The 14,232-nt window shown below is 63.8% G+C and carries 15 protein-coding genes; all 15 read right to left on the bottom strand.

What is annotated here, in order from left to right; genetic code table 11:
• Positions 1-41: 41 nt before the first annotated feature.
• Positions 42-314 (bottom strand): DUF6587 family protein, encoded by a 273-nt coding sequence (locus tag FAY22_RS07095; RefSeq protein WP_146329563.1) that lies wholly within the window; start codon positions 312-314, stop codon positions 42-44.
• On the bottom strand, positions 314-2,200 hold the full coding sequence (locus FAY22_RS07090) for a ferrous iron transporter B (protein ID WP_146329562.1): 1,887 nt from the start codon (positions 2,198-2,200) through the stop codon (positions 314-316). The genes FAY22_RS07095 and FAY22_RS07090 overlap by 1 nt, the downstream gene beginning before the upstream one ends.
• A gap of 21 nt (positions 2,201-2,221) precedes the next feature.
• Positions 2,222-2,521, bottom strand: a complete 300-nt coding sequence (locus FAY22_RS07085) for a FeoA family protein (RefSeq protein ID WP_146329561.1) — start codon at positions 2,519-2,521, stop codon at positions 2,222-2,224.
• A 145-nt stretch (positions 2,522-2,666) separates the two neighbouring features.
• Positions 2,667-3,149 (bottom strand): DUF4405 domain-containing protein, encoded by a 483-nt coding sequence (locus tag FAY22_RS07080; RefSeq protein WP_146329560.1) that lies wholly within the window; start codon positions 3,147-3,149, stop codon positions 2,667-2,669.
• A gap of 3 nt (positions 3,150-3,152) precedes the next feature.
• The gene (locus FAY22_RS07075; protein ID WP_246860689.1) at positions 3,153-3,968 is read right to left on the bottom strand and encodes an FAD:protein FMN transferase; all 816 of its coding nucleotides are present in this window, start codon (positions 3,966-3,968) and stop codon (positions 3,153-3,155) included.
• Positions 3,965-4,501 (bottom strand): FMN-binding protein, encoded by a 537-nt coding sequence (locus FAY22_RS07070; protein ID WP_146329559.1) that lies wholly within the window; start codon positions 4,499-4,501, stop codon positions 3,965-3,967. Before FAY22_RS07070 ends, FAY22_RS07075 begins: the two co-directional genes overlap by 4 nt.
• A 15-nt stretch (positions 4,502-4,516) precedes the next feature.
• The gene (locus tag FAY22_RS07065) at positions 4,517-5,803 is read right to left on the bottom strand and encodes a porin (RefSeq protein WP_146329558.1); all 1,287 of its coding nucleotides are present in this window, start codon (positions 5,801-5,803) and stop codon (positions 4,517-4,519) included.
• Between the two features lie 22 nt (positions 5,804-5,825).
• Positions 5,826-7,049: a cytochrome-c peroxidase gene (locus FAY22_RS07060; protein ID WP_246860688.1), complete on the bottom strand. Its 1,224-nt coding sequence runs from the start codon at positions 7,047-7,049 to the stop codon at positions 5,826-5,828.
• Positions 7,050-7,291: 242 nt separating this feature from the next.
• Positions 7,292-8,737 carry a cytochrome c oxidase accessory protein CcoG gene (gene ccoG / locus FAY22_RS07055; protein WP_246860687.1) on the bottom strand — a complete coding sequence of 482 codons (1,446 nt, stop codon included), beginning with the start codon at positions 8,735-8,737 and terminating at the stop codon, positions 7,292-7,294.
• The gene (locus FAY22_RS07050; RefSeq protein WP_146329557.1) at positions 8,715-9,311 is read right to left on the bottom strand and encodes a hypothetical protein; all 597 of its coding nucleotides are present in this window, start codon (positions 9,309-9,311) and stop codon (positions 8,715-8,717) included. Before FAY22_RS07050 ends, ccoG begins: the two co-directional genes overlap by 23 nt.
• Complete coding sequence (locus FAY22_RS07045) at positions 9,308-10,102, bottom strand: cytochrome c3 family protein (RefSeq protein WP_146329556.1); 795 nt, start codon at positions 10,100-10,102, stop codon at positions 9,308-9,310. The genes FAY22_RS07050 and FAY22_RS07045 overlap by 4 nt, the downstream gene beginning before the upstream one ends.
• A complete protein-coding gene (locus FAY22_RS07040) occupies positions 10,083-10,610 on the bottom strand; it encodes a hypothetical protein (RefSeq protein ID WP_146329555.1) in 528 nt (175 codons plus the stop codon). Before FAY22_RS07040 ends, FAY22_RS07045 begins: the two co-directional genes overlap by 20 nt.
• A gap of 113 nt (positions 10,611-10,723) precedes the next feature.
• Positions 10,724-11,764: an FAD:protein FMN transferase gene (locus tag FAY22_RS07035; RefSeq protein ID WP_146329554.1), complete on the bottom strand. Its 1,041-nt coding sequence runs from the start codon at positions 11,762-11,764 to the stop codon at positions 10,724-10,726.
• Positions 11,752-12,849, bottom strand: coding sequence for a uroporphyrinogen decarboxylase (gene hemE / locus FAY22_RS07030; RefSeq protein ID WP_146329553.1), 1,098 nt, complete (start codon positions 12,847-12,849; stop codon positions 11,752-11,754). Before hemE ends, FAY22_RS07035 begins: the two co-directional genes overlap by 13 nt.
• Positions 12,850-12,949: 100 nt before the next feature.
• Positions 12,950-14,218: a two-component regulator propeller domain-containing protein gene (locus tag FAY22_RS07025; RefSeq protein WP_246860686.1), complete on the bottom strand. Its 1,269-nt coding sequence runs from the start codon at positions 14,216-14,218 to the stop codon at positions 12,950-12,952.
• Positions 14,219-14,232 lie beyond the last annotated feature (14 nt).

Here is a 14,232-nt window from a genome sequence, read left to right as displayed (position 1 = left end):
GCGCGCCGCTCAGGCAGCACATCGTGGAGAGGCAAATCTGCCTATTTGATGGTCTTCAGCTTGATGGAAAAACGCTCGTCGGTAACCGGCGACGATTCGTTCGTCCCACACCCGCCGCAGGAACTGCAACCGTCGCTGCATGATGCGGCAGGCTCTGGCGCAGCCAGCCGCGCTGCCAGCTTCTCCCAGCCCCGGCGCCGCGCAAGCCGTTCCAGCCGGCTGCGCAGCGCATTGCGCAACGCCTTCGGCAGGTAGCGCTTGAGCACAGCGACAAACGCGCCCGCTACGATCAATCCGACGATCCACTCCTGCATCACGCACCTCCCAGCAGCATGCGAGCACCCTGATAGGTCGCGAACGACGCCAGGTAGGCCAGAGTGAACATGTATCCGGTCATCGCCAGCGGCGGAATCCACGAGTTGGTTTCGCGCCTGACGATGGAGAGCGTGGAAATGCACTGCGGCGCGAACACGTACCAGGCGAGCAGCGACAGCGCGGTCGGCATGCTCCAGGTGGCAGCGATCATCGGCGTCAGTGCGGTGGCGAGCTGGTCGCCGGTGGCCGACAGCGCATAGACGGTGCCGAGCGCGCCGACGGCGACTTCGCGCGCGGCAAGGCCGGGGATGAGCGCGATCGCGATCTGCCAGTTGAACCCGATCGGCGCGAACACCACTTCCAGCATGCGGCCGAGATGGCCGGCCAGGCTGTACTGGATCGCGGGTCCGGTCGCGCCTTCCGGCGGCGCCGGGAAGCTCGACAGGAACCACAGGATCACCATCAGCGCCAGGATGATGGTGCCGACCCTGGTGACAAAAATTTTGGCGCGCTCCCACAGGCCGAGCGCGAGATTGCGCAGGTTCGGCCAGTGGTAGTTGGGCAGCTCCAGCATCAGCGGCGTGTAGCGGTTCTTGCCGAAGGTACGCTTGAAAACGTAAGCCACCGCCATCGCCGACACGATGCCAGCAACGTACAGGCCGAACAGCACCAGCCCCTGCAGGTTGAAGATGCCGATCGTGCGGTCCGGGATGAAGGCGCCGATGATCAGCGCATACACCGGCAGGCGCGCCGAGCAGGTCATCAGCGGCGCGATCATGATGGTGGCGAGTCGATCGCGCGGGTCCTGGATGGTGCGCGTGGCCATGATGCCGGGCACGGCGCAGGCGAAGCTCGACAGGAGCGGAATGAAGGCGCGGCCGGACAGGCCGACGCTGCCCATCAGTCGATCCAGCAGGAAGGCCGCGCGCGGCAGGTAGCCGGACTCCTCCAGCGTCAGGATGAACAGGAACAGGATCAGGATCTGCGGCAAAAACACCAGCACGCTGCCTACGCCGGACAGAATGCCGTCCACCAGCAGGCTGCGCAGCACGCCTTCCGGCATGACGTCGTGCACCGCCACCCCGAGGGCCTCGACACCGCTCTTGATGAGTTCCATCGGCGCGGCCGACCAGCTGAAGACAGCCTGAAAGACCAGGAACAGCAGCACCGCCAGGATCACGTAGCCGAGCACCGGGTGCAGCACGAACGCATCGATCCTCTCGCCGATCGCGTGCTCTTCTCCGTGCCGCGTGATCACCGCGTTCAGGATGCGGCGCACTTCCCTTTGCGTTTCCTCCAGCGAGGCGCTGTTGTCGGCATTGAATTGCGCATGCGCGCCGAGCGCGCTCAATTCAGCGCGCGGCCGCAGCGCCAGCGCATCGAGCTGCGAGATCAGGGACGCGCTGCCGCCCGGCTTGACCGCAACGGTCTCGATCACGGGAATGCCGAGTTCGTCCTGCAATTTCGCGGTGTCGATCTCCAGGCCGCGCTTCTTGGCCACGTCCATCATGTTCAGCGCGAGCACCGTCGGGCGCTTCAGGCGCAGCACTTCCAACACCAGCCGCAGGTTCAGGCGCAGGTTGTTGGCATCGGCCACCAGCACGATCACGTCCGGCGGCACTTCGTCGGCGCGCGTGCCGAACAGCACGTCGCGCGTGATCGCCTCGTCCGGCGTCATCGCGTTCAGGCTATAGGCACCGGGAAGGTCGACGACCTGATAGGAGCAGCCGGCCGCCGAAGTGAACTGCCCTTCCTTGCGCTCGACGGTCACGCCGGCATAGTTGGCGACTTTTTGTCGGGCTCCGGTCAGGCGGTTGAACAGCGCAGTCTTGCCGCAGTTGGGGTTGCCGACCAAGGCAAGGCGCAGCGGCTTGGCAGTACTCATAAACAGGGTGGGAAATGGACTTTATGCGGCGCCGCTGTCGGCGTGCATGATATGAATCAGCGCCGCCTCATGCCGCCGCAAGGCGAACGTGGCGTTGCCGAGCTTGACCGCCATCGGGTCGCGGCGCGGGAACGATTCCGCCACCACTCGGATCTGCTCGCCCGGCGCGAAACCGAGTTCCAGCAGGCGCGTCTTCAGCGCGAGCTGTTCGGCGCTATGGGTGTGGGCGAAGCCGCGCACGACGGCGCGTTCGCCTTTCCTGAGCAAGCCGAGGTGGGGAATTTCATCTTGCAACGACTGATCCGTGAGTACGGCAGACATGGTTCACTTTCAAGAGTGAGTCAGAAATGGCCGGATTGACGCTTACTTTACCGCTCTTGAAGATAGTATAGCACGCGAATGATAATTATTCTTAATAAGATTCGTACAACTTAGTTGCCCTGCAGATACAGCAAATTCTCGCGGATTATAGGGATTTCTTTCTGCCCAAAACTATGTGCAAGATCAATAAACCCGGAAACAGCAGGCCGACGGCCCAGTGCGCCGCCGACCACAACGGCCGGTTCTGCTCGCTGGCAAGGTAATACAGCCCGTAGCCGCTCAAGCTCAGCGCCGCCAGGAAGACGATCATCGACCAGCCGGACACGATGTTGCGCCCGGCCTTGATCGCGCGGCGCAGATGGATGTTCAGCAGGCTGCCAACGAAAAACAGCGCGGCCATCGCACCGGCGCCGTGCAGCTTCATCGACCAAGGTTCCAGCGGATGGACGCCCTCCCCGAACTCGGTGACCGGCCGCAGGAAGTAATGGGCAAGCAGCCACAAAGCGCCTGTCGCAACGAGCCAAGCTGCAACGCCGTAAATGCAGAAACGGTGCCAGCGCTCGATGCGCAAGCCGACCGCGCGCTGGCCATTGGGAAGATGATGCAGTGATTGTTTTCGATGTCGCATCGCTCAGATTATAAAAGCGCTGGCGCCGAAACGGGGCAGCGCGGTGTGCCTTGCGTCCTTCGTGGCCGCGACAACTTTGGTCAGCGCATCGGCCAGCATGCAGTTCAGCGCTTGCACCGTCACGCTGAAATCGCCCGGGCATGCCCGTCCGTTGCGACCGTCGATAAGCACGCTGCGCGCATCGGTTGTGCGGCCCGAAAAGTAATTGGCGGAAGTCGCCAGAGCGGCGTCCCGCAGATCGATCTGCAAAGCCATCTCGCCCGGCGAGCGCGGATCGCGGATCGACACCGGATGATCGCCAAGCACCCGCAGGTCGCCGCCGGCATTGACGCAGGCCGAGCGCACGCCGCGGCTCCGCAGCGCATGGATGGCGAGATCAACCGCGTATCCTTTTGCGATGCCGCCGAGATCGATCCACAGCGGCCGGCTCTTCGTCACCAGGAATCCATCATCGAGCGCCAACGCGCTGCCGCCGGGAAGATAGCGCACGCGATCGCTGCCCGGCGCTGGCAGACAGCCGGCCTCGACCAGGCGCGGCGCACAGGCGATGTCGAAGATGCCGGCGCTGGCTTCGAAAACGTCCAGCGCCGCACGCAGTACCGCGTGGGTATGAGCATGCACCGGCACTGCTACGTCGGGCAAGGCGCGATTGATGCGCGACACGTCGCTTTGCGGGTCATGAAAGCTCATCAGGCGCTGCACTTCGGCGACGGCTGCAAACGCATCGTCGAAGCATGCCGCCAGTTCGGCGGCGCCAAGCGAATCGGCAATCGTGATATCCACCAGCGTGCCCAACCAGGGCTGGGCGCGGCGCATCATTTTTTCAGCATCACCTGGGCGATGGCCGCGATACGCCTCACGCCGTCGGTCACGTGGGTGCACGACAGGGTCGCGCCGCTGATATTGGCGATTCCCTCTCCCACCGCCAGCCCCGATTGCGCGGTCTTGCCGACGAACTGCTTGCGCCAGGCCGGGCTCTTGATTTCGAAGCCGTGGCTTTCGCGATAGGTGAGGATTTCGACCTGCTTGATGCTGGCGTCCGGGTTAACGCCGACCGCGTAGGAAATCAGTTCGAATTTCCCGATCACGTCGTCGAGCACCATGTGGCCCAGCAGCGCATCGCCGCGGTAGGCGGCGAACACGCGCCAGTTGACCGAGCGCGCCGGCAAGCCGGCCAGCTTCTCGACCTGCCGCATCTGCTCCGGCGCCAGCTGCAGGCTGGCGTCGGCGAAACGCGTGGCGTCGGGGAACATCGCGCGCTGCGCCTGCTCCACCGTCAGGTACTGGGTAGCGAATGCCGATCCGCCGGCGGCAGCCGTGGCCGCCAGCGTCGCCAGATGGAGCGATTTCATATGCGACTGGAGAATTTAAAATGCGAAACCGAGGCCGAGATTCACGCGGTTGCGCGTCGTATCCTCATAGAACTTCTGGTAATCGGCCTTCAGTACGACACCTTCGCCCACCTTGAAGTTCGCACCGACGGTGACGACCTTTTCGTCCGGACCGGTTTGCGCTTCCAGGCCCGTCGGCACCGCAGTATACCCCTTGGCGGTATTGAACCGCTCGTAGCGTGCAAACGGCGACAAGGCGTAATCGCCCGACTTCCAGAGCTGGTAGGCGGCTTGCGCATACCAGCCGGCGAACGACGATGGAACCGGCGTAGGCTGGCCTTGGGCGGCAGAGATCAGGTTGAGGGCATCGACTCCGCTGATGTTGCCGCGTGCGTAGACGGCGGACAAGTCCCAACGTCCCGGCGTGTAGCGCGTGTGCAAGTCCCACAGAGTCAGGCGCGCGCCGTTCGCGGCAAAATCAGCGGTATTGTGTCCCATCTTGCCCGTGAATACCGAGCCGCCCACCAGCAGGCCCGGCACGCCGCGCCAGTTAAGCGCGCCGTGCACGCTCATGTCGCGCGACTTGGCAAGCTGGCCTTCCTGGTGGATGCTGCCCAGCGGGGATTCGCGTCCTTCTTCCGATGCCGCATCCCATTTGGTGAGGTCGAAACCGGTAGTGACACCTACATCCCAGGTCAGCCCGTTTTCCAGCGTGGACGACAGGCCGACGCCGACCTCGCGCCAGGTCGACGGGATGATCGCGGTTTCTACGAAATTGCGCTCGACGCCATAATAGGCCGTCGGCTCGTGGTTTGTATTCAGCAAGCCGGCCGGGATCAGGAACAGGCCAGCCTTGGCACGCAGGCCGTTGTCAAATTCGCGCTCGACGTACAGCTGTTCGACCTCCACTTCGCCGTTGTCATCCTTCGAGGCAACAGCATGTTCGAATTCGAATTCCGATACCAGCTTGGTCTTGTCGTCGAAGCGGTGCTGGATGCCGATCACGGCGCGCCGCACGTCGGTCTGCGAGGCGCTGGCGTCCTTGGTCGGGTGGGTGTAGTTGATCTCGCCGTAGCCGGTCACCACTGTCTGCGGAGCGCCGGATGCGGATCCCTGGCTGGCCGGCGCAGCTGCAATGGTCTCCTGGCGCTTTTCGACCGTGTCAGTCTTCTGCTTGGTGGCCGCCAGTTCGGACTTGACCTTTTCCAGCTCGGCCGCCAGTTTTTCGATGCGCTGCAGCAGTTCCGCTTCACTCGCCAACGCCACGGTCGGCACCGCCACGAAGGCGGCGAGGATGGCTCGCGCCAGGATATTTTTCTTCATCATTGCTCCCATAAGGTAAAAATCATTGAATCTTGTAGCCGTCGTTCAGGGTGCCGAGGAACTGGATCACGTCGTCGATCTCGTCCTCGGACAGCGCCGGCGCCATGCCGGGCATGCGGTTGTACGGCGCCTCGCTGGTGTTCACGTTGGCGCGATACTGCTGCGGCAGGTCGTCGAACTTCTGCACCACGCCGCCCACCGTCGGGTACCACTCCTCCGGGTTGGTGTCGCGCCGCACATAGAACCGCAACGCGTCGCGCAAGGTGCTGAAACGACCGTTATGGAAGAACACCTTGCGGGTGGCGACATTGCGCAGGGTCGGCACCTTGAACGCCCCGCACAGATCGCTGCGGTCCGCCAGGTCGGTGCGGTCGGGACCGCACAGACCGAGGTCGAAATAGCTGGCGACAGAGGTGGCCGGAATCGCCGTGTTGCGCGGCACGCCCAGGTTGTCGAAGCTGAAGTCGGTAAACAGCGGCGGAGATCCGTCGGCGCCGCGCGCGCTCGTGTGGCAGGCGGCGCAATTTCCCTTGGCCGGGCTGTTGAACAGCGCCAGGCCGCGCAGCTCGGCGGCGCTCAGCTGCACCTTACCGGCCAGGAACAGGTCGTACTTGGAATCGAACGGATGAAATTCGCTAGCCTCGATCTGGTAGCGCTGCAGCGCGAATGTCGCGCGGTCGAAGGCGTCGTCCGGGTTATCGAAGATCGCTCCGCCGAACACCTTGCGGAACTCGTCGGCATAGGAGGCGAGCCTCAGGCGGGATACCATATCGGCCTTGCTGGCGTTGGCCATTTCGTGCGGCGCCAGGAACGGACGCTGGGCCTGCTCGGCCAGCGATTGCGCGCGCCCGTCGCGGTCGAAGCCGCCGACCGGGGCGCCCTCGCTGTCGAACGAGAATACCGGGTTGAAGCTGAGGTAACGCAGGGACGGCACCGCACGAAAACCTGGAATGTCGAGATTGGGGCCGCCGAGCTGCACGGATACGGCGTTGGATTGCGCATGCGCGTGGGCCGGATCGTGGCAGCTCGCGCAGGATTGCCCTCCCGATGCGGAAAGGCCGGGATCACTGAAAATTTTCTGGCCAAGCGCCGCAACCGCGCTCAACTCCGCATCCTGCGCGGCACCGTCGCCACTCCCCCCGCCGCCGCACGCATTCAAAACGCAGGCGGCCAGCATCACCAGCGCCCATGCAGCCACACGCGATGCGCGCTCGCGGCCGCGCCCCCCTACATTCGACATATTCATCCCGGTAGCGTGACTAAAACCCGCTGGCTGTCACTGCCCCGGCATGACGCGGCAGGCGATCTGGCTTGCGAGGAAAGGAAAACCCCTCCGCAAAAAGAGGGGGTCTACGAAAAAGCCGGCGTTCACCGCCGATATTTCCACAACACACAACTTAAATGAGAATGATTTTAATTAACAAAAGCAATTAATTCAACATCTAGCGAACGAATTCTCCGTCGCGATGCCCCTAAGACAAGACCGGCTCATCCTCCCTGCGAAACGACGAACACGGACTGTTCCGTTATGCGCGTCCGGGTGCCATCGAGCGCATCGAGGGTGAACAGGATGCGCGTGGAGCCCGGCTTGAGCGCGGCCTCTCGTGCGCGCACGCGCAGCGGGATAATGCGGGAACTCGCCGCGTCGAGGTCGTATTCCCCTTTCGGTACCGTCGCATCCACCCCGGTCACCGTGACCAGCACCCGGCGCGGCCGCTCGTCCATGTTCATGACCTGCAGGCGGTAGGCGTTTTCGATCATGCCATCTCCCGCCGGTCGCGCACCCGTGCGATCTGGAATCACGTCGAGCCGGAGCGTAGGGCGCGATGCCAGCGCGGCAATATACAGTGCGAGCCCGGCAGCCAGGATGACGGCATAGCCCAGCACGCGCGGGCGCAAAATGCGACGCCGCGCCCGCTGCATGGGCCAGCCGCACTCCACCGCAGTCGCAGTAGAGTAGCCGATCAGGCCGCGCGCCATGCCGAGCTTGTCCATCACCGCATCGCATGCGTCGATGCAGGCGGCGCAATCGATGCACTCGTATTGGAAGCCGTTGCGGATATCGATGCCAGTCGGGCACACCTGCACGCAGATCGTGCAATCGACGCAATCGCCCTGCCGCGCCGCGCCAGGATCGCGGCGCTTGCTCCGCAGCCCGCGCGGCTCGCCGCGACGGCGGTCGTAGCCGATGACGAACGTGTCACGGTCGAACATCACGCTCTGGAAGCGCGCATAGGCGCAGATGTACTTGCAGAACTGTTCGCGCATCCATCCGGCATTCAGGTATGCCAGCCCGCCGTACAAGCAGATCCAGAGGCTTTCCCACGGCCCGGTGTCCAGTGCGACAAGTTCGTCCAGCAGCGCCGTGATGGGCGTAAAATAGCCGACCAGGGTGATTCCGGTCCACGCCCCCAGAAGGAGCCAGGCGCCATGCTTGGCCAGTTTTTTCGCCACTGAGGATGGCGACAGCGGCCGCGCATCAAGGCGCATGCGTGCGGTGCGACCGCCCTCGATCCTGTTCTCGATCCACATGAAGATCCCGGTATAGACCGTATGCGGACAGGCGAAGGCGCACCAGACGCGCCCACCAACGGCGCTGGCGAGAAACAGCAGGCCAGCGCACAGCGCCAGCAGGCCAGCGAGATAGACGAAATCCTGCGGCAACAGCACCAGTCCGAACAGCGTGAACTTGCGCGCGGCAAGATCGAACAGCACGGCCGGCCTGCCGTTCCAGCGCATCCAAGGCAAGCCGTAATACACCAGCTGTGTGGCCCACACGCAGGCCCAGCGCAAGCGGGTGTGGCGTCCTTGCGCCTCGCGCACATACAGCCTGCCGTGCGGCGCGTGCATCCGTACCGGCTGCCAGCCGCCGTGCCCTTGGTGATGAGCTGTTTGTGGTGCGAAGGGATGGTCAGCCGACATGGCTGCGCGCATGCTCCCGAATGCGCTCCAGCGCGGCCTGCGCTGCTGCGCGTCCTTGCGCCAGAGGAGGCACCGTGGCCGGCAGCGCGGCAACCTCCCGACGCACCCGTCCAAGCCGCTCCGCCTCGGCGCGGCGCCAGCTTACCGCCTGCTCGAGCACCGCATGGGCGTGGTGAACCGCATAATTTTCCGAAAAATCCAGCTCCCGCGCCCTGTGCATGATTTCATCCATGCGGCGTATGATGCCGTGCACATATACTGCCCAGATACGGTCCGCCAGCACGATGGCGAGCAGGTTGACCGCGCCCACCGCAAGCAGTATGCGAACGCCCTCGGCCAGGAAGCGCGGCAGCACCTTCATGTCGTCCGACAGGTGGACGCGGTAGAGGTTGTCGTCGATGATCTCGCCCAGCGAGCGGTACAGCGCCCACATCGCCAAGCCGACCAGCGCGCACTCCAGGACGACCAGCGCCACCAGCAGCCACTTCTGGATGATGTGGTCGATGTAATGCAGCCGGCGGCGTTCGTCCTGGCGCGCGCGAAGCGCCGGCGGCAACAGCCGTTCAAGTCTGAAGCGGGTACTCATAGGTCGTGGCATTCGTAGCAAAGTTTGGAATCCGCCTTGGTAACCACCAGCTTTCCATGCTCCTTCTGGTAGCCGGAGTGGCACGAAACGCAGCTCACCAGACCGCTCGGCAGCAGCAGCTTGCGCTCCACCGCCTTGCGCGGACGGTAGCCGCCGAAGGCCGCAGCCTTCTGGTAATCCGCGCCAACCGGATGATTCACCGAACGGCTGGCATGGCGCACCACGCCGTTGCGATCGACCAGAGTGGCAAGCCGGGGATCGCCGCTGTTGCCGTGGCACTCCATGCACTGACGCGAATATACGTCGAGAGTCGGCGCTTCGCTGTCGATGCCGCTGCTCAGGTGCCCGACCATCAGCGACGCGCCGCCGTCGCGCATCTTGCGGAAAAATTCGGCGTCGTGGCAGGCGAAACACAGGTCCTTGCCGCGCCGGGTGCCGCGCATCAGGCCGTGACCGCTGGCATGCACTTCATGGCAGGTGCTGCAGGTCAGGTCGCCCTTCCAGTCCAGCGGATACGTCTCGATCGGCCTGGTCTTGGGCTGGAATCCGCTCGGATGGCTGACCTTGATGGCGGCCGGATGGCATTTGCTGCACAGGACTTCCTGGCTGGCGACGAGCATGCCGGCCTGCTGCGGAGTGACGCTCTTGCCAGCAAGGTGGCAGGTGGCACAATCGGCCGTCTCCAGATGCCGGTTGCCGCTGCCGTTGAACATCGCAAACGGCAAACCGCCGGCGAACAGGGCCAGAAGCAGCGAGAGAGCGACGAGTACGCTAAATGCGGGCTTTTTCATCCAGCGCTTTCAGGCTTGCCACCGCATCCGCATAGGCGTCGGCATCGCCCCGCTCAAGAGCGGAAGATGCTTGCCAGGATAAGCGGTCGAGCATGGCGTGGTGCGCACGCAGGCCGGACACCGCATCCTTGATGTGGCGTTCCTGCTCCTTGAGCGAATCGCCGGCCCGCAGGTTGACCAGGCCGGCCGTGTCACTCGCCATCGCCAGCTTGACGTTCTGTGCGAAACGGTACAACGGTCCAGCGACACGAAAGCTGCTGTACAGCGCGATCATCCAGGTCACCACGCCGACCAAGGACACCAGGACCAGGCCGGCGAGCAGCATCACCGGTCCCATCTGGGCACGCGTGATGCTGCTGTTGCGAATGATGCTTTCGTAGGATGATCCGGAGGGGCCGGCGAGAAAACTCGCCGCCACCAGCAGGCACAGCATGGCGGCCACGCCGGCCGTCAGCGCCACCTTGGCGACAAGCTTGAGGTGAAAAAAAATCAGCGGCTGGTCCTGCATTGCATCCTCCCCCCGGGAACTCCGGCCCGGCACTTTTTATGCGGCCGCAGGCATCGAGGCGTGGTGCGATCTTCCCCATCGCGCCACGAGGGCCGGCGGATTTTTGTTCGTCTTTATCCGGCGTGCGCCGGCTGCCGCTCCATCCGGTCACGCATTTCCTGCGTCAGTTCCACATTGCCCTCGGCGTCGATGAGCATGACTTCCTTCAATCCCAGCCTCTCAGCCATTTCCTTCCAGTGACCAGGACCGACGATGAACAGCGGCTTGGAGTTACCGTCCGAGCGCGTCCCCGCGTCATTGCCGCCGCGGGTGATGACCGTCACCGACGCGACAAGATCGGTCGTCTCGCCGGTGCGCGGATCGATGATGTGCGGATGGCGCTTGCCGTCCTTCATGAAGTAGCGCTGGTAATCGCCGCTGGTGCCAACCGCCTCGTTGTCATTCAATTCGACGGCGGCGACCATGCCGCCACCTCGCGGATCCTGGATACCGACCTTCCACGGGCGGTCACCCGGTCGGCCGATGGCGAGGATGTTCCCGCCAACATTGATCAGCGCCGCCTCAACATGCTCTGCACGCAGGATTTGCGCTGCGCGGTCCAGCGCATAGCCCTTCGCGTACCCGCCCAAGTCGAGCATCACTGCCTTGTTGCGACTGGAAATCCTGGTGCCGTCGAATATCAGGTCGGACATGCGGGGATCGGCATCGACCCAACGCTTGATTTCCGTCGGCGACGGCGAATGGGGCGCGATGTCGCTGCTCTGGAATCCCCACAGGCGGATCAGGTGGCCGATCGCCGGATTGAAGGTGTTGTCAGCCTGCCCCGCCAGCATGGCGGCGGCCTTGAGCACGTCCACCATTTCGGCATCGGCCTGGAAGCTGTCGCCGCGCGCGATGGCATCGTTCAGTGCCGTCAGCTGGCTCGGCTTCCATGCATGGAACTTGTCGTGCAGCCGTCCGAACTCGTTCATCACGCGCTGGCCGAGTTCATTGGCGCGCGCTTGCGGCTCGCCATAAATGCTCACCGACACCCTGGTTCCGAAAACTTCCCCTTCAGTGCGATAAGTGGCCTCGTTGCGGGCGCAGCCGCTTAACAGCGGCAGCAACAGCAGCAGCCACGCGACACAGCGACGGATGACGCTCAGGCGGCGCATGTTTGCCGGCGCATTTCCCGGCTCATCTGGTGCACGGCGTCGACCAGCACGGCGACTGCTTCCGGCGGGGTGAATTGCGAAATGCCATGGCCGAGGTTGAACACGTGCCCGGCACCGGCCTGCGGCTGGCCGAACGATTCCAGCAGCCTGCGCACTTGCGCCCGGATCTGCTCGGGGCCGGCAAACAGCACGTTCGGATCGAGGTTGCCCTGCAGCGCCACCTTGTGCCCGACTTTCGCCCGCGCCTGCCCCAGGTTCACCGTCCAGTCCAGCCCCACCGCGTCGGCGCCGATGCCGGCGATTTCCTCCAGCCACAAGCCGCCGCCCTTGGTGAACACGATCGCCGGGATCTTGACGCCGTCATGCTCGCGTTTCAGTTGCGCCACCACCTCGCGCATGTAGGCCAGCGAAAACTGTTGATAAATGCCGTCGGCCAGCGCCCCGCCCCAGGTGTCGAAGATCATCACCGCCTGCGCGCCCGCCTCGATCTGCGCATTCAGGTAAGCCGCCACCGCTTGCGCATTGGTCTTGAGGATGTGGTGCATCAGGTCGGGACGGTTGTACAGCATGGTTTTCACGGTGCGGAAGTCGTCCGAGCCGCCGCCTTCGACCATGTAGCAGGCCAGCGTCCACGGGCTGCCGGAAAAACCGATCAGCGGCACCCGGCCATTCAATTCGGTGCGGATCTGGGTGACGGCGTCGAACACGTATTGCAGCGCGCCCGGCGGCGGCACCTGCAGCGCCATGACCGCCTGTTCGTCGCGCAGCGGGCGCTCGAATTTCGGGCCTTCGCCTTCGGCGAAATACAGGCCCAGGCCCATGGCGTCGGGCACGGTCAGGATGTCGGAAAACAGGATGGCGGCGTCCAGCGCGTAGCGATCCAGCGGTTGCAGCGTGACTTCGGTGGCGAAGTCCGGGCTCTTGGCCAAGCCCAGGAAGGAGCCGGCGCGACGGCGGGTGGCGCAGTATTCGGGCAGGTAGCGTCCTGCCTGGCGCATCAGCCACAGCGGCGTGTACTCGGTCGGCTGGCGCAGCAAGGCGCGCAGGAAAGTGTCGTTCTGGAGGGGAGCGAATTTGGCGGTCATGGAAAACTTTCGAATTACTGCCGGCGCTTCGTCAACTGCGATGCATGCTCGAAGAAATGGCTCCCCTCCCCCGCCGGCGCGAGAGGGGAGATTTTATGGATTACTGCGCCTTCGGCTTGAAATGCGTGACGCCGCCGAAGCTGCCGATCCACTGGTCGCCTCCCGGCCCGGTCGCCATCGAGAACACGGCGTTCGAGAACAGGCCGTCGGCAGTGGTCAGCACCTCGAATTTGTCGCCTACGCGCTTGGCCAGTCCTTCGTTGGTGCCGATCCACATCGTGCCGTTCACATCACGATGCAGCATGAAGATATGGTTGCCCGGCAGGCCATCCTTCACCGTGTAGTTGCGCCAGGTCTTGCCATCGAAATGGCCCAGGCCGCCGCCCCAGGTGCCGCACCATACCGAGCCGTCGTCGTCAACCACCATCGACACGATGTAGTTCGGGTTATAGGCGACATTGATACCCTGCAGTCCCATCTCCTGCTTCTGGCGCGCATGGTGCACCGATTGCTGCGCCGGGTCATTGTTGAACTTGATGTCGTTCTTCACGATTTCATAGTCGGCGCCCTGGCCCTTGGCGTGGTTCCAGTTATCCCACTTGCCATCCTTGAAGCGCGCCAGGCCGCCTTCGGTCGCCAGCCACATCTCGCCGTTTTTGCCCTCTGCCAGGCCGTACACCCAGTCGTTCGGCAAGCCGCCCTTTGTGTTTTCCACCGTATACAGGTCCCACTTGGAACGATCCTTCAGTGCGCCGCCGCGGATACGGTTGGCGCCCGACCAGGTCGCAACCCAGACGTCGCCGTTGGATGCCTTCAGCACACCGTAGACGAAAGCGTCGCCCAGGCCGTCCGGAATGTTGAAGTTTTCCCATTTGTCCTTTTCCTGGTCGTACAGCGACATGCCGCCGCCATAGGTGCCGACCATGATTTTTCCGTCCAGCTTGCTGATATGGAAGATACCGTTGGAGAGCAACCCGTTGCGCGAGTCGAACAGGCGGTATTCGTCCGTGGTAGTGTCATAGCGCACCACGCCGCCGGACGTGCCGACCCAGACAATTTTCCCATCCATCAGGATCGATTTGACATTGCGGTTGCCGACGCGGAAATGGGTATAGCGTGCGTTCGGATCGATCTGCACCTTGCCCTGCTGGACCGGTCCGCCTTGCGCCGATACCGGCTGCACGCCGCCCATGGCCTCATGATTGGCCGGCGCCAGGGCTCCCGGCTTGAGCGGACCCGCGGACAGCTGAGGCAGGGACGGCGGGGTCGGCTGCGAAGCGTGCTTGGTGCCGAAGTAATAGGCGCCGCCCACCAGGGCCGCAACGCCGACAATGCCGACAATCGCCGAAGTCATTTTATTCAATTGCACTCTTGTTCTCCTGT

This window comes from Noviherbaspirillum sp. UKPF54 (assembly GCF_007874125.1).
GTDB lineage: Bacteria > Pseudomonadota > Gammaproteobacteria > Burkholderiales > Burkholderiaceae_D > Noviherbaspirillum.
The sequence above is the reverse complement of the archived record's forward strand: the minus strand, read 5'-3'. Positions and strand labels throughout refer to the sequence as shown.

What these genes read in the sequence shown, in the direction of transcription:
- FAY22_RS07040 (WP_146329555.1), bottom strand. Translation starts at nt 10,610, where the DNA reads ATGCAGGACCAGCCGCTGATTTTTTTTCACCTCAAGCTTGTCGCCAAG.
- FAY22_RS07085 (WP_146329561.1), bottom strand. Translation starts at nt 2,521, where the DNA reads ATGTCTGCCGTACTCACGGATCAGTCGTTGCAAGATGAAATTCCCCAC.
- FAY22_RS07060 (WP_246860688.1), bottom strand. Translation starts at nt 7,049, where the DNA reads ATGAATATGTCGAATGTAGGGGGGCGCGGCCGCGAGCGCGCATCGCGT.
- FAY22_RS07045 (WP_146329556.1), bottom strand. Translation starts at nt 10,102, where the DNA reads ATGAAAAAGCCCGCATTTAGCGTACTCGTCGCTCTCTCGCTGCTTCTG.
- FAY22_RS07035 (WP_146329554.1), bottom strand. Translation starts at nt 11,764, where the DNA reads ATGCGCCGCCTGAGCGTCATCCGTCGCTGTGTCGCGTGGCTGCTGCTG.
- FAY22_RS07090 (WP_146329562.1), bottom strand. Translation starts at nt 2,200, where the DNA reads ATGAGTACTGCCAAGCCGCTGCGCCTTGCCTTGGTCGGCAACCCCAAC.
- ccoG (WP_246860687.1), bottom strand. Translation starts at nt 8,737, where the DNA reads ATGCGCGCAGCCATGTCGGCTGACCATCCCTTCGCACCACAAACAGCT.
- FAY22_RS07080 (WP_146329560.1), bottom strand. Translation starts at nt 3,149, where the DNA reads ATGCGACATCGAAAACAATCACTGCATCATCTTCCCAATGGCCAGCGC.
- hemE (WP_146329553.1), bottom strand. Translation starts at nt 12,849, where the DNA reads ATGACCGCCAAATTCGCTCCCCTCCAGAACGACACTTTCCTGCGCGCC.
- FAY22_RS07050 (WP_146329557.1), bottom strand. Translation starts at nt 9,311, where the DNA reads ATGAGTACCCGCTTCAGACTTGAACGGCTGTTGCCGCCGGCGCTTCGC.
- FAY22_RS07065 (WP_146329558.1), bottom strand. Translation starts at nt 5,803, where the DNA reads ATGAAGAAAAATATCCTGGCGCGAGCCATCCTCGCCGCCTTCGTGGCG.
- FAY22_RS07095 (WP_146329563.1), bottom strand. Translation starts at nt 314, where the DNA reads ATGCAGGAGTGGATCGTCGGATTGATCGTAGCGGGCGCGTTTGTCGCT.
- FAY22_RS07075 (WP_246860689.1), bottom strand. Translation starts at nt 3,968, where the DNA reads ATGATGCGCCGCGCCCAGCCCTGGTTGGGCACGCTGGTGGATATCACG.
- FAY22_RS07070 (WP_146329559.1), bottom strand. Translation starts at nt 4,501, where the DNA reads ATGAAATCGCTCCATCTGGCGACGCTGGCGGCCACGGCTGCCGCCGGC.